The 20,360-nt window shown below is 59.3% G+C and carries 19 protein-coding genes and 1 pseudogene; 8 read left to right on the top strand and 12 right to left on the bottom strand.

Annotated elements, in window-relative coordinates; genetic code table 11:
- Positions 1–97: 97 nt before the first annotated feature.
- Positions 98–1,287 (top strand): annotated as a pseudogene (locus RSF91_RS19795) (esterase-like activity of phytase family protein).
- A 63-nt stretch (positions 1,288–1,350) separates the two neighbouring features.
- Positions 1,351–2,190, top strand: coding sequence for a pyrroline-5-carboxylate reductase (gene proC, locus RSF91_RS02290; protein ID WP_332566895.1), 840 nt, complete (start codon positions 1,351–1,353; stop codon positions 2,188–2,190).
- A 93-nt stretch (positions 2,191–2,283) separates the two neighbouring features.
- On the opposite strand, the gene RSF91_RS02285 is transcribed toward proC, so the two are convergent.
- The 4 genes from RSF91_RS02285 to recG form a co-directional block, all read right to left on the bottom strand.
- Positions 2,284–2,937, bottom strand: a complete 654-nt coding sequence (locus RSF91_RS02285; protein WP_332566894.1) for a DUF1269 domain-containing protein — start codon at positions 2,935–2,937, stop codon at positions 2,284–2,286.
- Between the two features lie 211 nt (positions 2,938–3,148).
- On the bottom strand, positions 3,149–4,039 hold the full coding sequence (gene ubiA / locus RSF91_RS02280; protein ID WP_442878784.1) for a 4-hydroxybenzoate octaprenyltransferase: 891 nt from the start codon (positions 4,037–4,039) through the stop codon (positions 3,149–3,151).
- Between the two features lie 145 nt (positions 4,040–4,184).
- Entirely contained in the window at positions 4,185–5,153 is a 969-nt protein-coding gene (locus RSF91_RS02275; protein WP_332566893.1) for a LysR substrate-binding domain-containing protein, read from the bottom strand.
- Between the two features lie 143 nt (positions 5,154–5,296).
- A complete protein-coding gene (recG, locus tag RSF91_RS02270; protein ID WP_442878783.1) occupies positions 5,297–7,522 on the bottom strand; it encodes an ATP-dependent DNA helicase RecG in 2,226 nt (741 codons plus the stop codon).
- A gap of 122 nt (positions 7,523–7,644) precedes the next feature.
- Here recG and RSF91_RS02265 point away from each other — a divergent pair, with 122 nt between their 5' ends.
- The 4 genes from RSF91_RS02265 (at position 7,645) to RSF91_RS02250 (ending at position 12,059) form a co-directional block, all read left to right on the top strand.
- The gene (locus RSF91_RS02265; protein ID WP_332566891.1) at positions 7,645–8,865 is read left to right on the top strand and encodes an HD-GYP domain-containing protein; all 1,221 of its coding nucleotides are present in this window, start codon (positions 7,645–7,647) and stop codon (positions 8,863–8,865) included.
- Between the two features lie 87 nt (positions 8,866–8,952).
- Positions 8,953–10,041, top strand: a complete 1,089-nt coding sequence (gene queA, locus RSF91_RS02260; RefSeq protein ID WP_332566890.1) for a tRNA preQ1(34) S-adenosylmethionine ribosyltransferase-isomerase QueA — start codon at positions 8,953–8,955, stop codon at positions 10,039–10,041.
- A gap of 127 nt (positions 10,042–10,168) precedes the next feature.
- Positions 10,169–11,029, top strand: coding sequence for a Wzz/FepE/Etk N-terminal domain-containing protein (locus tag RSF91_RS02255; RefSeq protein WP_332566889.1), 861 nt, complete (start codon positions 10,169–10,171; stop codon positions 11,027–11,029).
- A 127-nt stretch (positions 11,030–11,156) separates the two neighbouring features.
- Positions 11,157–12,059, top strand: a complete 903-nt coding sequence (locus RSF91_RS02250; protein ID WP_332566888.1) for a DMT family transporter — start codon at positions 11,157–11,159, stop codon at positions 12,057–12,059.
- Between the two features lie 9 nt (positions 12,060–12,068).
- Here RSF91_RS02250 and RSF91_RS02245 read toward each other — a convergent pair whose 3' ends face one another.
- Positions 12,069–12,806 (bottom strand): uracil-DNA glycosylase, encoded by a 738-nt coding sequence (locus tag RSF91_RS02245; protein ID WP_332566887.1) that lies wholly within the window; start codon positions 12,804–12,806, stop codon positions 12,069–12,071.
- Positions 12,807–12,978: 172 nt separating this feature from the next.
- Between RSF91_RS02245 and RSF91_RS02240 the strand changes: the two genes are divergently transcribed.
- Positions 12,979–13,383 carry a winged helix-turn-helix domain-containing protein gene (locus tag RSF91_RS02240; protein ID WP_332566886.1) on the top strand — a complete coding sequence of 135 codons (405 nt, stop codon included), beginning with the start codon at positions 12,979–12,981 and terminating at the stop codon, positions 13,381–13,383.
- Between the two features lie 22 nt (positions 13,384–13,405).
- Here the strand turns inward: RSF91_RS02240 and trpC are convergent, their stop codons facing one another.
- The 6 genes from trpC to trpE all read right to left on the bottom strand — a co-directional run bounded on the left by trpC (position 13,406) and on the right by trpE (position 17,934).
- Positions 13,406–14,206 (bottom strand): indole-3-glycerol phosphate synthase TrpC, encoded by an 801-nt coding sequence (trpC, locus tag RSF91_RS02235; RefSeq protein ID WP_332566885.1) that lies wholly within the window; start codon positions 14,204–14,206, stop codon positions 13,406–13,408.
- Positions 14,199–14,360: a hypothetical protein gene (locus RSF91_RS02230; RefSeq protein WP_332566884.1), complete on the bottom strand. Its 162-nt coding sequence runs from the start codon at positions 14,358–14,360 to the stop codon at positions 14,199–14,201. The genes trpC and RSF91_RS02230 overlap by 8 nt, the downstream gene beginning before the upstream one ends.
- On the bottom strand, positions 14,357–15,397 hold the full coding sequence (trpD, locus tag RSF91_RS02225; RefSeq protein ID WP_332567043.1) for an anthranilate phosphoribosyltransferase: 1,041 nt from the start codon (positions 15,395–15,397) through the stop codon (positions 14,357–14,359). The genes RSF91_RS02230 and trpD overlap by 4 nt, the downstream gene beginning before the upstream one ends.
- Before the next feature lie 119 nt (positions 15,398–15,516).
- Complete coding sequence (locus tag RSF91_RS02220) at positions 15,517–16,098, bottom strand: aminodeoxychorismate/anthranilate synthase component II (protein WP_332566883.1); 582 nt, start codon at positions 16,096–16,098, stop codon at positions 15,517–15,519.
- A 4-nt stretch (positions 16,099–16,102) separates the two neighbouring features.
- Complete coding sequence (locus RSF91_RS02215; RefSeq protein ID WP_332566882.1) at positions 16,103–16,438, bottom strand: chorismate mutase; 336 nt, start codon at positions 16,436–16,438, stop codon at positions 16,103–16,105.
- Entirely contained in the window at positions 16,435–17,934 is a 1,500-nt protein-coding gene (gene trpE / locus RSF91_RS02210; RefSeq protein ID WP_332567042.1) for an anthranilate synthase component I, read from the bottom strand. The genes RSF91_RS02215 and trpE overlap by 4 nt, the downstream gene beginning before the upstream one ends.
- Positions 17,935–18,358: 424 nt before the next feature.
- On the opposite strand from trpE, the gene RSF91_RS02205 reads away from it, so the two are divergent.
- Positions 18,359–18,964, top strand: coding sequence for a chalcone isomerase family protein (locus tag RSF91_RS02205; protein ID WP_332566881.1), 606 nt, complete (start codon positions 18,359–18,361; stop codon positions 18,962–18,964).
- A gap of 1 nt (position 18,965) precedes the next feature.
- On the opposite strand, the gene speE is transcribed toward RSF91_RS02205, so the two are convergent.
- Entirely contained in the window at positions 18,966–20,240 is a 1,275-nt protein-coding gene (gene speE, locus RSF91_RS02200) for a polyamine aminopropyltransferase (RefSeq protein WP_332566880.1), read from the bottom strand.
- Between the last annotated feature and the right edge of the window lie 120 nt (positions 20,241–20,360).

The following is a 20,360-nucleotide window of genomic DNA, read 5'->3' as shown; positions in this document are numbered from 1 at the left end:
GATTGCCCCCTTTTCTTGATGAATGCCGCCCCAAGCAACACAGAACGTATCGCCGGACATATTAAGAAGAGGCTTGTGAAAAGTACAAGGCACAAATGTGAACAATCTGCGACATATTTTTCAGGGCGCAGCGCTATGGCTATGCACCCTTATTGCGGCCTGCACGACGACGCCAGACGCAAAACGCCTGATTTGCAGCCCCCCACAGGCAATACCCTGGTCCTTGCTGGGAGAAGTTCGCTGGCCGCATGACAAGCTGTTTGCGGACACGCCCATCGGCGGCCTGTCGTCAATCGACTATGACGCAAGCAGCGGCCTGTATTACCTTGTCAGCGATGACCGGTCGACCCACGCACCCGCCCGTTTTTACACAGCGCGCATTGATTACGACGCAGCAGGCCTGCACCAAGTCAGCCTGCAAAACGCCATGCCGCTGCTCAGCCCCGCCCAGCAGCCCTACCCCAGTGACCGCAAGCCAGAGGCGGGGATTGCGACGCCCGATGCAGAAGCCCTGCGCCTGCTGCCCGGCGGGAAGACCATGCTTTGGAGCAGCGAGGGCGACTTTGCACGCGGCTTTGGCCCGCAGTTGCTGCAAGCGAGCATCGACGGGCGCTGGCAGCGCGATGGCCGCTGCCGCCAGAGCTGCGTCTGCCCGCATCATCAGCACAAAGACAAAGCACAGGCCAGCGCAACAACCTGACGCTGGAGGGCATGGCGCTCAGCGAAGACGGCAAAACACTGTGGCTGGCGACGGAAGCACCTCTGAAACAAGATGGTGACATGCCTGCCCCTGGAAAGCCCGGCGGCCCCATACGCATCACCGCCTATGACGTCGCTACGCAGCAGCCGCTGCGCCAGCTGGCCTATACACCTGATGCTTTGCCTGCCGACCTGTGGCTTAAGCGCGGAGCCGTCCATGGCATCAGCGATGTTCTGGCCGATGGGCCTGAGCACCTGCTGGTGCTCGAGCGCTCCTTCGCCCCGCCACTGCGCTTTGGCGCACGCATTTACCGCATCAGCACCCGTGTGGATGCAGGCAGCGATACCTTAGACCTGCCCCAGCTCACCGCAGCCAACCACCAGCCCGTGCTCAAAACGCTGGTGCTTGATCTGGCCGATGCAGGCCTTGCCTCTGTGGATAACTTGGAGGGCATGAGCTGGGGGCCGCCGCTGGCCGACGGCAGCCGCGTATTGCTGCTGGTCAGCGACAACAACTTCAACCCGGCCGAGGTGACCCAGTTCATCGCCCTGCGCCAAGCGCGCGGCAAGTGCGACGCAGGTTTATAGTGCCGGTCTGCGCCTGAAATCAGGCTCGTCCATTTGCGCCACTGCAGACCGAATCGAATCACCATGAGCCAGACCTCCGCCTCCCACACCGTTTTTCCGCCCATCGCCTTTATCGGCGGCGGCAATATGGCCAGCGCCATCATGGGCGGCCTGATTCGCCAAGGGGTTGCGGCCAGTTCCATCACCGTGGTCGAGCCTTTTGAAGCCGCACGCGAGGCGCTGAAAACCAGTCTGGGCATTGATTCCCTTCCCGCTGCGAGTGAGGCCCTACAAAGCGCTCAGCTGGTAGTCTGGGCCGTCAAGCCCCAGACCTTTAAAGACGCAGCAGTCCCGGTCGCAGCCCACACCCGCAACGCCCTGCACCTGAGCGTGGCCGCCGGCATCACCACCGATAGCGTGGCCGCGTGGATCGGCACCAGCCGCATCGTGCGCGCCATGCCCAATACACCCGCGCTGGTAGGCAAGGGCATGACAGGCCTGTTCGCCCGCCCCGAGGTGGAAGCCGCTGGCAAGACCCTGATCGAAGCCGTGATTGGCAGCACCGGCGAGTTCACCTGGGTGGACAAGGAAGAGCACCTGGACGCCGTGACGGCGCTCTCCGGCTCCGGCCCCGCCTATGTGTTTCTATTCCTCGAAGCCATGACGCAGGCGGGCGTGAACATGGGCCTTTCTGCCGAGCAAAGCTACAAGCTGGCCGTGGCCACGTTTGCCGGCGGCTCTGAGCTGGCCGCCCGCTCCAGCGAAAGCGCAGCAGTGCTGCGCCAGCGCGTGACCAGCAAGGGCGGAACCACCTACGCTGCCATCACCCATATGCAGGAACAGAAGCTGCCCGAACATTTCATCGAAGCCATGCGCAAGGCCGAAGCCCGTGCCAAGGAGCTGGCGCAGGAGTTTGGCCGCTAAGCCGCCAAATCGCTCGGACTCGCTTTCCACGCACAGAAAAAAGCCAGGCAATGCCTGGCTTTTTTCATAGCTGCTTACGCTTTATTTGCGGGCTTAGGAGCCGGATTTCTTATCCGAACTAAAAGCATGCTCTATGCGGGCTTTGAGCTTTTCTATGCCTTCGCCCAGGTCGTCCTTCCAGTCGTCGAGCTTTTCGCGCCACTCCTCAGTCTGCTTGCCGCGCAGCACGCGGCGCGCTTCCTTGGCCGCTGCAGCCTGGGCTTCGTTCTGGGCATCTACCTCGGCCTGCACCACGGCCAGAGGGCGGCGCATCACGCTACCATCGAGCTTTTGCACCATGCCGTTGATCACCTCTTGCGCATACTCACCCACCGTGGCGATCAGCATGGTGGAGCCATTGGGCATGGCATCCATCATCTGTTCGAGCACGCTCAGTCTGTCCTTGGCTTTGTCGATGGCAATCGTGCTGCCAATCAGCGCCCCCGAGGCGCTACCCAGCAATACGCCCAGAGGTCCGGCCAGCAGGCCAACCAAGGCGCCGATTAATGTGCCCGCCAGCGGCCCGGTGGCATCGGCACCGTCACTGGCTCCATCCTTGACCGAGACTGTGCCATTGCGATCCCTGCTGACGACAGCAGCATTGACCAGTTGTACCTTTTGCTGAAGTGCCAGTGCCTTCAGCTCCGACAAGGCTTGGTAGGCCTTGCTTTCCTCGGCAAAGCTCAGAACAACGACGTTTTGATCCATAACAAGCACTCCTATTCATGTTTTCAACACCCAAACCTGCACAGGCCAATGTGCAGCAAGACTGAACAACAGCCTAGAGGAAGAAGCAGGTAACAGGCATCAAAAAAATTTGATGAAGACCAAACAACATGTAATGCCTTGACGGAAAAAATCAATCAAAACTACTTCAAAGGCTTGCTGTACGGGCGTAAGGAGCTATCAAAAAAATTTACTATCGGAATGCAAACCCCAATACCACGCCAGCAAAAATGCTGGCTCCAATCCAGTGGCTCTTGCTGAAGGCCACAAAGCAGCCCTCGCGCGTGCGGTTGCGAATCAGTGTGTAGTGCCAGACGATCTGCGCAGCAGCCACGCCCATGCCCAGCCAGAAGGGCCAGCCCAGCTGATACGGCGCCAGCACCCAGGCCGTGAGCCCCCAGCACAGGGCAAAGAACACCATGATTCCTGCCACATCAAAACGGCCCAGGGTGATGGCCGAGGTCTTCATGCCAATCTTCAAATCATCGTCACGGTCCACCATGGCGTATTCGGTGTCATAGGCCAGCACCAGAAACATATTGGCCAGCCACAGCGTCCACGCCGTGGCGTTGACCTCGCCCGTCACCGCTGCAAAGGCAATCACGATGCCAAAGTTGAACGCAATGCCCAGAAAGGCCTGAGGCATGGCGAAAAAGCGCTTGGTGAATGGGTAGAGGATGGTGAACAGCACGGCCGGCACCGACCACGCCACAGCCTCCCAGCGGGTAGACAGCACCAGCCCAAATGAAATCAGCGTGAGCACTAGGCCCACCATGGCCGCCTCTTTGACCGAGACCTGCCCGCTGGTGATGGGGCGGTTGGTGGTGCGCTTCACATGCCGGTCAAAGTCGCGGTCAGCAATGTCGTTGATGGTGCAGCCCGCGCTGCGCATGAGCACCGTGCCCAGCACAAAGACGATGAGCAGATGCCAGCCCGGAAAGCCATTGGACGCGACCCACAGCGCCACCAGCGTGGGCCAGACCAGCACCAGCCAGCCAGCGGGGCGGTTAAAGCGAATCAAATCCAGATACAGCGACAGGCGGCTGCGCTGCGCTGCTGGAGCGATGGGGGTGGAGGCTGTCATGGCAAAAATTTGGGGTTTACGGCTGCGCTTATTGTGCCGCGCATAGGCGCAGCGCCATCACCGCAGCAGCCACATAGCCATTCAGCGAACATGAAAAAGGCCGCATTCAGCGGCCTTGGGAAGAGTCTGCGACTGCGTGCGAGTTTTACTCGGACAGGCGCTGCACACCGGGCAGCGGGCAGGCATACACGGCGTTGCGCAGTGCAGCAATCGCTTCATAGCGTGTAAAACTGCGGCGCCATGCCAGCACCACGCGGCGGGTGGGCGGGGCAATTCCGTCTTCCTCATGAATGGGCAGGTAGCGGATATGCGGCTCATCCACGCGGCGGCGGCGCTCGGTGGAGGCCAGAGCTTCTTCGGGCACGGACAGGCGTGGCACCAGGGTCACGCCCATGCCAGCCGCCACCATATATTTAATGGTTTCCAGCGACGAGCCTTCAAACGTGCGGCGAATGCCTTCGGAATTGCTGGCGTAGCGCGCAAATTCGGGGCAAACCTCCAGCACATGGTCGCGGAAGCAGTGGCCCGCGCCCAGCAGCAGCATGGTCTCGTTCTTGAGATCGGTGGTGGACACGCTGGTCTTTTGGGCCAGCGGGTGCGAGCTGGGAACGGCGGCCATGAAGGGCTCGTCGTACAGAGGCGCCAGCGCCAGACCCGTATCAGGGAAGGGCTCGGCCATGATGGCGCAATCAATTTCGCCCGTGCGTAGCATCTCCAGCAGCTTGACGGTGAAATTCTCCTGCAGCATCAGCGGCATTTGCGGCGTCATGTTGATGGAGTTGCGCACCAGATCGGGCAGCAGATAAGGGCCGATGGTGTAGATCACGCCCAGCGTCAGCACGCCGGACAGGGGGTCCTTGCCACGCTTGGCAATTTCTTTGATCTCGCTGGCCTGCTCCAGCACGCTTTGCGCCTGGCGCACGATTTCCTCGCCCAGCGAGGTCACCGTCACTTCACCAGCACTGCGCTCAAAAATCTTGACATCCAGCTCTTCTTCCAGCTTCTTGATGGCCACGGACAGCGTGGGCTGGGAGACGTAGCAGGCTTCAGCCGCACGGCCAAAGTGCTTTTCCCGCGCCACGGCCACGATGTACTTCAATTCAGTAAGAGTCATTTAGAGAGTGGGTAATTGAGACTATCAATAACAGCATTGCTTCATCTCTTTGCTTGCATTCAATCACATATCGGATCGGCAAAGGATTACAGATATTCCTAAAACAGCATAACCAGTTACGTTTCAGCACACATTAAGCGTTTTCAGGCCTTTAGATACTCTGCTTTTCCGCCGAGCCAGCGGCTGACATGGCGTGCAGCCAGCATGGGGTTTTGCTCAAGCATACGCGGCGCCAGCTCTCGCGCCCAGTCCAGCAGCAGCACATCCTGCTCCAGATCGGCAAAACGCAGCATGGCTGCGCCTGACTGCCGTGCGCCCAGAAACTCGCCAGGGCCACGGATTTCCAGGTCGCGCCGGGCAATTTCAAAGCCGTCATTGGTTTCAGCCATGGCGCGCAGGCGCTCTTTGCCGGTATCAGACAATCTTCCGTTATCGTTCACCGAATAAAGCAGCACGCAAGCCGATGCGGTGGCTCCGCGCCCCACGCGCCCACGCAACTGGTGCAGCTGCGAGAGGCCAAAGCGCTCCGAATGCTCAATCACCATCAGGCTGGCGTTGGGCACGTCCACACCGACTTCAATCACGGTGGTGGAGACCAGCACGCCCATGATGCCGGCCGAGAACAGCTCCATCACGGCCTTTTTTTCAGCCGTGGGCATGCGCGAATGCAACAGGCCGACCATGACGCCTGGCAGCATCTCGCTCAAATGCTCATGCGTGGCCGTGGCGTTGGAAAGATCCAGCGCCTCGCTCTCTTCAATCAGCGGGCAAACCCAGTACACCTGCCTGCCGCTGGTGACCTGCGCAGCAATGCGCTCAATCACCTCGTCTTTGCGGCTGTCACCGATCAGCTTAGTGACGATGGGAGTGCGCCCCGGCGGCAACTCGTCGATGGTGGAAACATCGAGGTCAGCGTAATAGCTCATGGCCAGCGTGCGCGGAATGGGCGTGGCGCTCATCATCAGCATATGCGGCTCAAGGCCAGTCGCCGCTAGCTTTTGCCGCAGCGCCAGGCGCTGGGCCACGCCAAAGCGATGCTGCTCATCAATCACGGCCAGCGCCAGATTTTTGAACTGCACCTGGTCTTGAATCACGGCGTGGGTGCCGACGACCAGCGCGGCCTCGCCGCTGGCCACCAGCGCCAGCATTTCGGCCCGTTCTTTCTTCTTTTGCGCGCCCGCCAGCCATGCCACCTTTTTGCCCAAAGGCCCCAAAATCGGCTCCAGCCAGCCGACCAGCTTGCCAAAATGCTGCTCGGCCAGAATTTCGGTGGGTGCCATCAGCGCGCATTGCCAACCCGCCTCAATGCAGGCCATGGCAGAAAGTGCCGCCACCACGGTTTTGCCCGACCCGACATCGCCCTGCAGCAGGCGGTGCATGGGAATGCGGCGCTCCATATCGGTACGAATCTCGGCCACCACGCGCTGCTGCGCCCCGGTCAGGCCAAACGGCAGCAGGGCCAGAAATTGCTGCGTCAGGTCTGGCATATCCGCCAGCGGCTTGAGCACCGGGGCACGCAGCCTGGCTCGCTCGCGCTTGGCTTCGTATTGCGACAGCTGCTGGGCCAGCAATTCCTCCGCCTTCAAACGCTGCCAGGCGGGGTGGGAGTGATCTTCAAGCGTGACCAATGCTACATCTGCCGTTGGGTGATGCAAAAAGGTGAGCGCATTGCGCAGGTCATAAAAGGGCTGCAAGCCGTTTTGGCCATAAAACTGCGCCACAGGGGGCTGCTCACCATGCGGCAGAGTTTCGGCCAGATCAGCGCGCAGCAAGGCCGTGGCAATGGCGCGGCGCAAATACGCCTGAGGCAGCGTGGCCGTGGCGGGATAGACAGGCGTCAGCGCCGTGGGCAGCTCACCACCCGCAACGCGAAAGGCCGGGTGCATCATCTGCCGCCCCCAGAAGCCGCCCTTGACCTCGCCCCTGATACGCAGGCACGCGCCCACGGCCATGGTTTTTTGCTGCGATGGATAGAAGCTGAAAAAGGTCAGCAGGCAAGTGCCAGTGCCGTCATCCACAGTGACTTTGAGCATGCGCCGGGGACGCAATTGGACCTCGCTATGCGTGACCGTGGCTTCAATCTGCACCGTATCGCCATCCCGTGCGTTCTTCAGCGGGGTGATGCGGGTTTCATCCTCATAGCGCAGCGGCAAGTGCAGGGCCAGGTCGATATCACGCGTCAGCCCTAGCTTGATGAGCGCCTGCTGGGCTGGGCTGATGGTCTTTTTGGGCGCAGCCTCAGTGTCTGCCCCGGCCTTCTTGGCACGGCCAGCACCGCGCTTGGCGGAATCTGCCTTAGCAGCAGGCTTCGGCTCGGCAACAGGCTTTTTTGACACAGACAACTCAGACTCCTTGGCTACACTGCCCATTCACAGGCAAACAGTGTATTTATATACAGCATTTTGCACGTTTTCCAGCAGCCGGTTGTCAGCGAGCTCCCGTCAAAATCGCTAACATCGCAATTTGTTACCCTATGTTTTTCTAATAATCCATGTTGAAGCGCATTGCTGTCGAGCACCTTTGCACTGGAATGTTCGTGCACGAGTTTTGTGGCTCATGGATGGAGCACCCCTTTCTGCGCACCCGTTTCCTGCTCACTCAGCCCGGTGACCTGGAGCGCCTGCGTGCAACCACCGTCCGTCAGGTGTGGATTGATACCTGCAAAGGCGCAGACCTGCCGGTCGAAATCGTCGCCGCTGAAGAAATCGAGTCGCCTGCCGATGAGGCAGATCAGCAACCCGCCCCGCAGATCAAGCCCACCAGCACCAGCAAGGAGCTGCATCAGGCCCGCGAGATCATTGGTCAGGCCCGCGAAACCCTCAAGACCATGCTCCAGGACATCCGGCTGGGCCACTCGCCGGATCTGCCTGCATCCGTGCAACTGGTCGATGAGATGACGCTTTCCATCAAGCGCAATCCTCATGCCCTGATCAGCCTCGCGCGCTTGAAGACGGCCGACAGCTACTCCTATATGCATAGCATCGCCGTGGGTGCGCTGATGATCGGTCTGGCGCGCCGCATGGGGCAGGACGATGACAGCGTGCGCCAGGCAGGTTTGGTAGGCCTGCTGCACGATGTAGGCAAGACCCGCGTTCCCTTGGCCGTTCTCAACAAGCCCGGCCCGCTGGACCCGCAGGAATGGGCCATCATGAAAGCGCATTCGCAATGGGGCTTCGAGATTCTTCAGCCACTGGGGCTGGATAAGGCCATTGCCGAGGCCTGCCTGCATCACCATGAGAAAGTGGATGGTTCTGGCTACCCTGATGGCTTGAAACAGGGCGAAATCAGCCTGCTGGCGCGCATGGCATCTATTTGCGATGTATATGACGCCATCACCTCAGACCGCCCTTACAAGGAAGGCTGGCAGCCGGCCATTGCACTACAGCGCATGGCGCAGTGGGCACCCCAGCAGTTCGACAAGAGTATCTTTGAGCAATTTGTTCAGACCGTCGGCATCTACCCTCTGGGGTCCTTGGTGCGCCTGCAGTCCGAGCATCTGGCCGTGGTGATTGATGTCTCTGAAAGCCGCCTGCTGACCCCGCAGGTCAAACGCTTTTACTGCCTGCGCGAGCAGCGGCGCATTACCCCCGAGATTGTGGACCTGGCCACGCCCATTGCCCGCAACAGCATCACCGGGCGTGAAGACCCTGCTGACTGGCCTTTCAAGAATCTGGAAGAGCTGTGGCACGGCTTCACTACGGCACACCCCTGAGGGCTGCAGCCCTAATGGTGATTTGAGACAATCCCACACTTGTTTGATTGAACTTGGAACGGGCCCCGTTCGGCCCTCAAGCCCCGCATGTCTTCCAGCACCCGTGAATTCACTCTCAGCGATTTCGACTTCGACCTGCCCGAGTCGCTGATTGCCCAGCATCCCACCGCCGTTCGCAGCGCATCGCGCCTGCTTGATGGCCGCAGCCTCCCGCCCACCGACCGAATCTTCCGCGAGCTGCCCGATCTGCTGCAGAGCGGCGATCTGCTGGTCTTCAATGACACCAAAGTCATCAAGGCACGCGTCTTTGGCGAAAAAGCCAGCGGCGGCAAGATTGAACTTCTGGTTGAGCGCGTGCTGCAGAACAACGAAGTCGTAGCCCATATGCGTGTGAGCAAGAAACCCTTGCCCGGCGCAAAAATTCACCTCTGTGGCGGTCTGAAAAACGGCGGCTTTGAAGCGACCCTGCTGGGCCGCTGGCCCGATGAAAACGGCCCGCTGTTTCACCTTTCCTTCAAAGGCATCAACGGCGCGTCGCCCTACGATTTGCTGGAACAGTTCGGCCACCTGCCGCTGCCCCCCTATATCGAGCGCCAGCAAAACGCCGAGCATGACCCTGACGAAGAAGAAGACAGCGAGCGCTATCAAACCGTGTTTGCGGCCCACCCCGGTGCGGTAGCGGCACCGACAGCCGCCCTGCACTTTGACGAATCCGTGCTCGCTGCCCTCGAAGCCAAGGGCGTGGAGCGCGCCAGCGTCACTCTGCACGTAGGCGCAGGCACCTTCCAGCCCGTCAAGACCGAAAACTTGGCCGACCACACCATGCACAGCGAGTGGTACGACGTCCCTATGGCCACGCTAGCCGCCATGGAGCGCTGCCGCCAGCGCGGCGGCCGAATCATCGCCGTAGGCACGACCACCGTGCGCACGCTGGAATCCTGGGCTAAATACGGCAACATTACGGGAAATACCAGCATCTTCATCACTCCCGGCTTTCAGTACCAGGTCGTGGACATGCTGGTCACCAACTTCCATCTACCCAAAAGCACGCTGATGATGCTGGTCAGCGCCTTCGCCGGTTACGAGCACATCATGGGCATGTACCAGCATGCGATTGCCCAGCACTACCGCTTCTTCAGCTATGGCGATTCCATGCTGCTGGAGCGCAAGCGCTGATTTGCTGCAAAGTGAACCTGCATTTCATGCACTTGGAATATCGAGTTACATGAAATGCAACTTGAATCATTGCTTGGTGGTAGATTCCTCGGTTTAGTCAAAATATTTGCTCATTCGTAAGAACTCAATGGAAATACAAAACCAAAACCCACAAGATGAAGAGCTTGATCTGCTGGATCTCCTGGTCACACTCGCAGAAAACTGGAAGCTTTTAATTTTTGGGCCGCTAATCGCAGGAATCGCGGCATTTGGCATTGGTTTTGTCATTCCAAAGACTTTCGAAAGCAGCTCAGCTGTTCAAGTAGAGCGCCCTGGATCAAGCTTCTCGGCCCCTATGGCCGCCAGCTTGGCGATGTCCGCCGACGTTCTTCACCAGATTGCCCCCGTTGCTGGCCTGGATGACGGTCTGACCGCCGAAGAAATCTACAAAAAACTCAGCAAGCGCATCAAGGTCAGCGTCGGCAAGCAAGACAAGCTGCTGAACATTGAGACACAAGCTAAATCGCCTGAAGCCGCTCAAAAGTTGAACCAGGCTTTGCTGGACACGCTTTTCCCGTTCAGCAAGCCGCGCGGCCTGGAGAAGAAACAGCTTCAAATGCAGCTGGACAGCGAGAAAGTACGCCTGCAAGAAGCCCTCAAGCTGGAGCATGAGACTGCCGCCAATATTGCATCTGGCAAAAGCGTGAGCGAAGCGACCAGCCGCCTTTATGGCGAGCTTCTCTCGGCCAACAGCGCTCGCCAAAAAGCTGTTCTGGATATGGAGCGCCGTATCGAAGGTCTGGACAAGGACGACGTCATTCAGGCGCCAACCCTGCCTGAGCAATCCATCAAACCCAAGAAATCACTTCTGGCCATTGGCGGCGCAGTCCTGACTGCCTTTGCATTGCTGCTGTTCGTTTTCATTCGACAATCCCTGCGCACGGCCAAAGAGTCTTCGCCTGAACAAGCCGAAAAACTGGCCCGCATTCGCAGCGCGATGCCCTGGTAAATCAAGCAATCGCCTCTCAAGCCCGCGCCAAACTTCGCGGGCTTTTTTATGAGCGCACTGGATAGTGATGCGAACCTAAAATTCCCGCATTACTTCACCTCCATCGTCACCTCAACTCGCTCCAGACATGTGTTCTCGCCGGCTCTCTTTTCTCTCGCCGTCAGCACAGTCTGCAGCCCTTGGCGTCACACTCACCGTCGCAGCCTGTGCGCTATTTGCGGTTCTGGATAGCGCCACCAAATTCAGCGGCCAGCTTCTACCCGTACTCATGGTGCTGTGGCTACGCTTTCTGGCTCAGGCCTGCGTGACCAGCGCTCTGGTCTTGCCACGGCACGGCTTTGGCGCACTCAAAACCCAACATCTGAAATTTCAGCTGCTGCGCGCCATTGCTGGTCTGTTGACCACGGTTTGCGCATTTTTCTGCATTCAGAGCATGCCTCTGGCCAACTTCACCGCCATCTGGTCTGCTGCTCCACTTTTTATCGTCGTGGCCTCTGCGCTCATTTTTAAAGAGCGAGTCAGCCCTGCACGCTGGGCTTTGCTGGTGATGGGCTTGCTCGCAGTGATTGTCATTGTCCGCCCCGAAAATGACGACCATAGTCTGGGCCTGTCAGCGCTCTGGCCCGTGGGTTTGCTGATTTGCGGCACCACATACCAAGTGCTGGGCAGCCGCCTCTCGCGTCTGGACTCCCCTTCCACCACCCAGCTTTACTCCACTTGGCTACCCATCTTGCTGACCACGCCCTTGGTAGGTTGGGTATGGCAGCCCATCGACCACTGGCAAATCTATGCTGCAGCTTTAGTCATGGGGCTTTGCAGCGGCATTGGCCACCTGATGCTGCTGCAGGCCTACACATACGCCACACCGGCCACCGTGGCGCCATTTCTCTACAGCCAGATCGGCTTTGCCATGCTGATGGGCTGGCTGTTCTTTGGGCAAACACCTGATGCACTGTCACTGGCAGGCATGAGTGTTGTCACACTCAGCGGCCTGCTTGGCGTCTGGCTTGGGGTGCGAGAAAAACGCTAGCTCCCAGCCTCAATACCCGTGCTCGATGCGAAACGCCTTGGCCTTGCCAAAGTGCCCGTTGCCGATAAACGGCACGGGCGGGCGCAGCGCCGACAGCGGTGAGGGATGGTTGCTCATCAGCACCAGGTGCCCTCGATCCTCAGGAATGAAAACACGCTTGGCTTGGGCATGAGCGCCCCAGAGCATGAAAACGGTAGGACGGCCTTGTTCGGCCACGTGCCGAATGATGGAGTCGGTCAGCGCTTCCCAGCCTTTTTTAGCATGGCTGGCGGCCTGTCCTTCTTCAACCGTCAGGCAGGTGTTGAGCAGCAGCACGCCATGCTCGGCCCAACTCACCAGACTGCCCCCGGGCTGGGGGAAAGCGGGAAATGGCGCACCCAGGTCGCGCAGCATTTCTTTGAAGATGTTCTGTAGCGAAGGTGGAATGCGCACGCCAGGTGCGACCGAAAACGACAGCCCCTCGGCCTGACCTCGGCCGTGATAGGGGTCCTGGCCCAGGATGACGACACGCACATCCTCTGGCGCCGTCAGCTCCAGCGCGCGCAAAGGCTTGGGCGGGAAGACAACCGCGCTCGCATCCAGTCTTTGCTGCAAAAACTGCAGCAGCTTCTGCCCCGTCGCCCCTCCAAAAAATGCATCTGTCAGCGCTTGCCAGCCAGATGCCACAGGCCAGGCCTGCGGATCAGCACTGTGCAATTGCGTGGGGGTGAATTCGTCCGGGGTCAGACTCTGGCTTGTGAGGTTCATGCCCGGATTTTCGCAACTTCCGAGGGCTTCCCAGCCCACAAAACCAAGGGTTTTTACTGAATTTCAGGCTAAAAATACCTGATTCCAGTGAGTGACATCTTGTCACCGATTGCAAAGAATTGACTCCAATACAGCTGACCACTTGATGGCTCAAGCTAACAAGGAGTTATTTATGCACACCGCTTCCGCCGCCCACGCTCGTTACACCACCCCAGCGGGTTTCTTTGCCACCGCCCGTTCCGCTTTCAATCTGGGCCCACAGGGCTTCAAATTTGCCGACTGGGAACTGCGCCTGCGCTCGCGCAGCCTCATCAGCGATGCGGGGCATGAAGTGGGCCTGACAAAAACCGAGTTCGCGCTGCTGCTAGCTTTGCTCAAGTGCCCCAGGCAAATCATGAGCCGCGAACAAATCATGGATATGACGCAGGCTGAAGACGAAGTCTTTGACCGCGCCATTGATGTGCAGATGCTGCGCCTGCGCCGCAAGGTGGAGCCATCAAACCGCGCCCCGACGCTGCTCAAGACCAAGCGTGGCGCAGGCTATTTTCTGGATGCGGATGTGCAGGTGCTGGCCTGAGCCTGCACCGCTTTGTTGCAGATTACTGAAACAGTTTGGCCAGCGCCTCGCCCGGCTCAGGGGCACGCATAAAGGCCTCGCCCACCAGGAAGGCATCGATGCCTGCACCTCGCAAGGTCTGCACATCGGCCTGGGTCAGGATGCCGGACTCGGTCACCAGCAGGCGATCTGCAGGCACATCCTTCTTGAGGGCAATCGTGGTCTGAATATCCACCTCAAAGGTGCGCAGATTGCGGTTGTTGATGCCCACCAGCGGTGTCTTGAGCTTGAGGGCGCGCTGCAGTTCCTCGCCGTCGTGCACCTCGACCAGCACATCCATGTCCAGGTTGAAGGCAATCTGCTCCATCTCCGCCATTTGCGCATCATCCAGACAGGCGGCAATCAGCAGCACGCAGTCGGCACCCATCACGCGTGATTCGTAGATCTGGTACGGATCGACCATGAAATCCTTGCGCAGCACGGGCAGCAGCGTGCTAGCTCGGGCTTGCTTCAGATAGTCGGGCTGGCCTTGAAAGAACTGGCGATCGGTCAGCACCGACAGGCAAGCCGCACTGATCTTGCCGTCGCCCACCATATAGCTCTGGGCGATATCGGCAGGGTCAAAGTCGGCGCGAATCACGCCCTTGCTGGGGCTGGCCTTCTTGACCTCGGCAATCACACCGGCCTGGCCCTTGGCAATTTTGGCGCGAATAGCACCCACAAAATCACGCGTGGAGACACGGCTTTCGGCATCGCGGCGCATCTCGGTGAGGGGGATGGCCTTCTTGGCCGCAGCCACTTCCTGGACCTTGACGTCACAGATTTTTTTCAGAATGTCAGACATGTTTTTCCTTGTTGGTAGCATCGTCCTGCGGCTCGCGCAAGACCGTCATGATGACGCGGTGCATCACGATGCCAACCACGATAAAGAGAAGGGAGATGCCCAGCACAATCCATGTGCCAGCATCGTTCCAGATCGGTGCATCCAGCAGGCTCATGCCGCTGTGCTCAGCTTTTGCGAATAGCTCACCAAATCCTTGAGCTTGGCCAGCGCTGCGCCGCTATCCACCGCCTTTTGCGCACGATCCAGACCATCTTCGATGGAGCTGGCCACATTGGCGGCATACAGCGCCGCGCCTGCATTCAGGCAGACGATATCGCGCGCCGGGCCTTGCTCGCCCTGCAGCACACCCAGCAGCATGGCTTTGGATTCTTCGGGGTTCTCGACCTTAAGCGAGCGCGTGCCCGCCATGCGCAGGCCAAAGTCTTCGGGGTGGACTTCGTATTCACGCACCACGCCGTCTTTCAGCTCACCAACCAGCGTGCCTGCACCCAGACTGATTTCATCCAGACCATCGCGGCCATAGACGACCAGCGCGTGCTCTGCGCCCAGGCGCTGCAGCGCACGCACCTGAATGCCGACCAGGTCTTCATGAAACACGCCCATCAGAATATTGGGAGCACTGGCCGGATTAGTCAGCGGGCCCAGGATGTTGAAGATGGTGCGAACGCCCAGCTCTTTGCGCACGGGTGCCACATTCTTCATGGCGGGGTGATGGTTGGGCGCGAACATGAAGCCGATGCCCACATCGCGGATGCAGTCCGCAATTTGCGCAGCGTTCAAGTTGATGTTGACGCCCAGCGCCTCCATCGCGTCTGCACTACCGCTTTTGCTGCTGACGCTTCGGCCGCCATGCTTGCTGACCTTGCCGCCCGCCGCCGAAATCACAAAGGTGGAGCAGGTGGAGATGTTGAAGGTGTTAGCACCATCGCCGCCCGTACCCACGATGTCGACCAGATGGATTTTGTCATGCACGTTCACCTTGCGGGAGAACTCACGCATCACCTCGGCTGCGGCCGAGATTTCGCCAATCGTTTCCTTCTTCACGCGCAGGCCGGTAAGGATGGATGCGGTCATGACCGGGGACAGCTCTCCACGCATGATCATGCGCATCAAATGCAGCATCTCGTCGTGGAAGATTTCGCGGTGCTCAATCGTGCGTTGCAGCGCTTCCTGGGCAGTAATCATTGCAATATCTCTCTATGTTTTTAAGAGCTGCTTGCGCCTGTCTTTGCTGGCTTTCTTATAGTTTTCATTCTGAAACCAATACAAGACGAGCACTAGCAGCTACTGATTAATGAGTGAAACCCGGTTTACTTCTGATCGAGAAAGTTCTTGAGCATGGCATGACCATGCTCGGTCAGGATGCTTTCGGGGTGGAACTGCACGCCCTCAATCGCCAACGTTTTGTGGCGCACGCCCTGGATTTCACCATCTTCACTGGTGGCAGTGATTTCAAGACACTCCGGCAGCGTGTTTTTGTCGATCACCAGCGAGTGATAGCGATTGACCGTAAACGCCTTGGGCAGCTCGGTAAAAACGCCCTTCTGGTCGGTGTGGATGACGCTGGTTTTGCCATGCATTTGCTGGCTCGCGCGGATGATGTCGCCACCAAAGGCTGCACCAATGCTCTGGTGGCCCAGACACACGCCCAGAATCGGCAGCTTGCCCGCAAAGTGCTGGATCGCAGCCACCGATATTCCCGCCTCGTTGGGCGAGCAAGGGCCGGGCGAAATCACCAGTCGCTCAATGCCCTCGCGGGCGATCAGCGCTTCCACTTCGGCCACGGTGGCTTCATCGTTGCGCACCACGGTCACCTCGGCACCCAGCTCACCAAAGTACTGAACGATGTTGTAGGTAAAGCTGTCGTAGTTATCGACCATTAGTAACTTCATGGTCTTACTCCTGATTGTGCGTTTTTTGAGCCGCACGCAGGCGCGCGAACTCACTGTGTTCGTAGGCGATGCACTCTTCCATCAGATGGCGGTACACGGCCTCCATCACATCGGGCTGACCGCCTTCCTGCAACGTGCGCTCACGCACGCGACTGACGATGGCTTCGATGCGATCTTCATCGCGCACCTGAGTCACATCACCCTTGATGCGCGCGGCCTGCTGCATATAGCCGATGCGTGTGACCAGCAGCGGCACCAGCACATCGTCCAGCGCATTCACATTGCGACGCACATCTTCCATGGTGGTGCAGGGCTGCACCAAGTCAATTGCCTTGTTCATTCCAGACCTTCTTCCACCAGTTCAGCGGCACGCAGCAGGGCGCGGGCCTTGTGTTCGGTTTCTTTCCACTCCATCTCGGGGATGGAGTCGGCTACCACGCCAGCAGCAGCCTGCACGTAGAGCATGTTGTCTTTGATGACGCCGGTGCGAATCGCAATCGCCAGATCCATATCACCCGCAAAGCTCAGGTAGCCGCAAGCGCCGCCGTAAATGCCGCGCTTGGTGGGTTCCAGCTGGTCGATGACCTCCATGGCATGCACCTTGGGCGCGCCGGTCAGCGTGCCAGCAGGGAAGGTGGATTTGAAGACATCCATATTGTCCATGCCGTCCTGCAAGATGCCTTCCACATTGCTCACGATATGCATGACGTGGCTGTAGCGCTCGACCGAGAAGGCCTCGGTCACCTTCACGCTGCCAGTCTTGGCGATGCGCCCAATGTCGTTGCGCGCCAGATCAATCAGCATCACGTGCTCGGCACGTTCCTTGGGATCGGCGATCAATTCTTGTTCAGTCGCCTTGTCGGCTTCCACTGTGCTGCCACGCGGGCGGGTACCGGCCAGCGGGCGAATGGTGACCTTCTGGCCATCGGGCGTACGTTCCTGGCGCACCAGAATCTCGGGACTGGCACCCACCACATGGAAGTCACCAAAATGGTAGAAGTACATGTAAGGGCTGGGATTCAGTGAACGCAGGGCTCTGTACAGACTCAGCGGCGATGCGGTGAAGCGCTTTTGAATGCGCTGACCGACCTGCACCTGCATGAAATCGCCCGCAGCAATCAAATCCTTGGCCTTTTGCACGGCGGCCAGATAGTCCTGCTTGTCAAAACTACGCTCAACGGGATAGCTCTCACCCGCACGAATTTGCGGCGCGCTGACGGAGTAACGCAGCTGATCTTTCAGCTGGCGCAGGCGCTTCTTGGCCTTGCCAAAGGCTTCAGCCTCGGCAGGGTTGGCGTAGACAATGAGGTAGAGCTTGCCCGAGAGGTTGTCGATGACGGCGACCTCTTCGCACTGCAGCAGCATGATGTCGGGCGTGCCCAGACTGTCAGGCGGGCAGGACTTTTCGAGCTTTTTCTCGATATAGCGCACAGCGTCATAGCCAAAGTAGCCAGCCAGACCACCGCAAAAACGCGGCATGCCGGGCGTGATGGCAACCTTGAAGCGCTGCTGATAGGCAGCGATGAAGTCCAGCGGGTTGCCGCTGGCGGTCTCTACCACCTGACCATCGGTCACCACCTCGGTTTTGGCCTGATCACCAAAGCCCGATGCGCGCACAAAACTGCGTGCGGGCAGGCCGATGAAGCTGTAGCGACCAAAGCGCTCGCCACCAACCACGGATTCCAGCAAAAAACTGTACTTGCCGTCGCCGTTGGCGTGGGCCAGCTTGAGGTAGAGGGAGAGCGGGGTTTCGAGGTCGGCAAAGGCCTCGATCAACAAAGGGATGCGGTTATAGCCCTGGGCCGCGAGAGACTTGAATTCCAGTTCCGTGATCACGGTGAAAACTCCGGATACATGGCGCATGGCTCACCTGCTCTGACTTTTGAGATGGCAGGTGACGCTGATTGTCTGGGGGATGCGCCGGTTCATTCCATGGCCCTAGGTCAGGCCGCGAGTGCACGCCGGGCTCGTGCCGGGTGCTTTAGCAGTTCAGATGTGCAGGCTTACGCCAGGGCCAGGCTCCCCGGTCTCCACAACCTGCATTGAACGTGCGATGAATGAACATGATGCAAACAGTGTAGCGCATACAGGGGCAGGCCATGGCACTCGCGCGGTTTGCAGAGCGGCGAGCCGTGACCGCAATCATCTTCGCTGCGCTGGGGTGAGTCCTAATTGCAGTGAACGCTTACAAATTTAAACATACACCTCCCAACCGGCAGCCACCAGAGCTTCAACGCCGGCCTACCGAGGAGACCCCCCCATGCCCAGCTCTCGTTTTACGCGTGCCCTGCTGCTCGCGGTGGCGCTTGCCAGCTCCGCCTCTCTGGCGCAGGCCGCATCGACCGAACCCGTCAAAATCCACGGCGTGACCTATGCACCGACGGTGCAGTCGCAAGGCAAGGCGCTGGAGCTCAACGGCGCGGGCACGCGCTACAAGGCGGTTTTCAAGGTCTATACGGCCGGTCTGTACCTGGAAAAGCCCGCCCACAACTTTCAGGACGTGGCAGCCCTTGGCGGCCCCAAACGCATCACCGTGACCATGCTGCGCGACATTGATTCAGCAGAGCTAGGCAAGCTGTTTTCACGCGGGATGGAAGACAACATGGAGCGCGCCGCGTTCTCCAAGCTGATTCCCGGCGTGATGCGCATGAGCGAGCTGTTCAGCCAGCACAAAAAGCTGCTGACGGGAGAGAACTTCTCCGTAGACTGGATTCCCGGTCAGGGAAGCATCGTCACCGTCAAGGGGCAGCCGCAGGGCGAAGCCTTTAAAGAGCCCGAGTTCTTCAACGCCCTGCTGGGCATCTGGCTAGGCCCCAGGCCCGCCGATCAGCAGCTCAAAAAAGCGCTGCTGGGGGAAGCCGGCTGACTCACTGCGGCTTCAACAGATCGCGGTAATAACCGGGCAGTGCAAACAGCGCGCCATGCACCTGCGCGTTGTAGTACTGCAGATCGCCCACATTGCGCTGCTTGAGTCGCTCGGCCACCCTCTGCTCCCTCAGCTCCAGCGGGTCCAGTTCGTCAGAGGCCACAGCCAGCCCCCAGTACGCGCCATAAAGCGGAATGTAGAGGCCATAGCAGCGCACCACGGCAAACTGCGCGTGCAGGCTGCGGGCCAGCTCCGTCACCTGCGGACCATGAAAGACGGGGCTGCCCAGATGCAGCACCAAGGCACCGCCCGGCGCCAGCACACGCTTCATGCGAGCCAGAGATTCACCGGCATACAAAGCGCTGGCTGGGGTATCCGGGTCGGTCAGGTCCATGAACGCTAGGTCAAAGCGTTCGTCCGTGCGATCCACCAAGGCCATGCCGTCACCAATGCAAACCTGCACGCGGGGATCGTCCAGCGCACCACGGTGCACGGCGTGCAGATGCTGGCGCGAGAAATTCACCACCGCCTCATCCAGCTCAGCCACCACCACCTGCTCGATGCTGGGGTGCTTGAGCAGCTCTTCTGCGGCGCCGCCGTCACCACCGCCCAGAATCAAGGCCTTGCGCGGCGATGGATGGGCCATGGCGGCGGGGTGCACCAGAGCCTCGTGATAGAAAAACTCCTCTTTTTCGGAGGTCATGAAGCGCCCATCAATGCGCAGCACCTTGCCGAATTGCGGCGTCTCCAGCAGCTCCAGCTGCTGGAACGGGGTCTGAACCCTCTCAGCGGCCGTTGCGCGATAACCAAAGCGGCTATGGGGCGTCAGCTGCTCCTGCACCCAGCTGGACTCTGTCTCAGGCTCATAGTCCACGGCCGCTTTATCTGACGCGGTGGCCATGCTGATATCACCCCGCATGAGTTGCTGACGCAGCACGCGCTTGGGCTCAAAGGCTGCAATCACACCCTCCATCAACTGGCGGGCCTTGCCCGAGTTGTCATCGGAGAAGTTGCACACATAAACGTCGATGGTGACGCTGCCGGTCTCGGGCCAGGTGTGGATGGCGAGATGTGACTCCGCCAGCAAAACCGTCCCCGTCACCCCGCCGGGCTGACCTTCATAGGGTGGGAATTTCACCCATGTGTCATCTACCAGCGTCAGGCCCGAAGCCGCAGTCTGGTCGCGGCAAAGCTGAGCGATGGCATCGGCATCGAGCATGTAGCGCTCGTGGCCTGTGCATTGGTAAAGATCGGCAGTCAGGTGCAGTCCGTGCATGTCGCGTGAGTCCCCCTCGTTCTCTGCCAGCACCCCAGTACATCTGGGATGTCTGCATGGTTCAGGCAAAGCCAACGACTCTAGCAAATATGCTTATCCGCACTCTTTTTTGCCAGAAAT

This window comes from Comamonas sp. (assembly GCF_036643215.1).
In the GTDB taxonomy this organism is placed as follows: domain Bacteria; phylum Pseudomonadota; class Gammaproteobacteria; order Burkholderiales; family Burkholderiaceae_C; genus Comamonas.
The sequence above is the reverse complement of the archived record's forward strand: the minus strand, read 5'-3'. Positions and strand labels throughout refer to the sequence as shown.

Excerpts from the sequence above, each read along its gene's own strand:
- proC (WP_332566895.1), top strand. The coding sequence starts at position 1,351 with ATGAGCCAGACCTCCGCCTCCCACACCGTTTTTCCGCCCATCGCCTTT.
- RSF91_RS02285 (WP_332566894.1), bottom strand. The coding sequence starts at position 2,937 with ATGGATCAAAACGTCGTTGTTCTGAGCTTTGCCGAGGAAAGCAAGGCC.
- ubiA (WP_442878784.1), bottom strand. The coding sequence starts at position 4,039 with ATGACAGCCTCCACCCCCATCGCTCCAGCAGCGCAGCGCAGCCGCCTG.
- RSF91_RS02275 (WP_332566893.1), bottom strand. The coding sequence starts at position 5,153 with ATGACTCTTACTGAATTGAAGTACATCGTGGCCGTGGCGCGGGAAAAG.
- recG (WP_442878783.1), bottom strand. The coding sequence starts at position 7,522 with ATGGGCAGTGTAGCCAAGGAGTCTGAGTTGTCTGTGTCAAAAAAGCCT.
- RSF91_RS02265 (WP_332566891.1), top strand. The coding sequence starts at position 7,645 with ATGTTGAAGCGCATTGCTGTCGAGCACCTTTGCACTGGAATGTTCGTG.
- queA (WP_332566890.1), top strand. The coding sequence starts at position 8,953 with ATGTCTTCCAGCACCCGTGAATTCACTCTCAGCGATTTCGACTTCGAC.
- RSF91_RS02255 (WP_332566889.1), top strand. The coding sequence starts at position 10,169 with ATGGAAATACAAAACCAAAACCCACAAGATGAAGAGCTTGATCTGCTG.
- RSF91_RS02250 (WP_332566888.1), top strand. The coding sequence starts at position 11,157 with ATGTGTTCTCGCCGGCTCTCTTTTCTCTCGCCGTCAGCACAGTCTGCA.
- RSF91_RS02245 (WP_332566887.1), bottom strand. The coding sequence starts at position 12,806 with ATGAACCTCACAAGCCAGAGTCTGACCCCGGACGAATTCACCCCCACG.
- RSF91_RS02240 (WP_332566886.1), top strand. The coding sequence starts at position 12,979 with ATGCACACCGCTTCCGCCGCCCACGCTCGTTACACCACCCCAGCGGGT.
- trpC (WP_332566885.1), bottom strand. The coding sequence starts at position 14,206 with ATGTCTGACATTCTGAAAAAAATCTGTGACGTCAAGGTCCAGGAAGTG.
- RSF91_RS02230 (WP_332566884.1), bottom strand. The coding sequence starts at position 14,360 with ATGAGCCTGCTGGATGCACCGATCTGGAACGATGCTGGCACATGGATT.
- RSF91_RS02220 (WP_332566883.1), bottom strand. The coding sequence starts at position 16,098 with ATGAAGTTACTAATGGTCGATAACTACGACAGCTTTACCTACAACATC.
- RSF91_RS02215 (WP_332566882.1), bottom strand. The coding sequence starts at position 16,438 with ATGAACAAGGCAATTGACTTGGTGCAGCCCTGCACCACCATGGAAGAT.
- RSF91_RS02205 (WP_332566881.1), top strand. The coding sequence starts at position 18,359 with ATGCCCAGCTCTCGTTTTACGCGTGCCCTGCTGCTCGCGGTGGCGCTT.
- speE (WP_332566880.1), bottom strand. The coding sequence starts at position 20,240 with ATGCACGGACTGCACCTGACTGCCGATCTTTACCAATGCACAGGCCAC.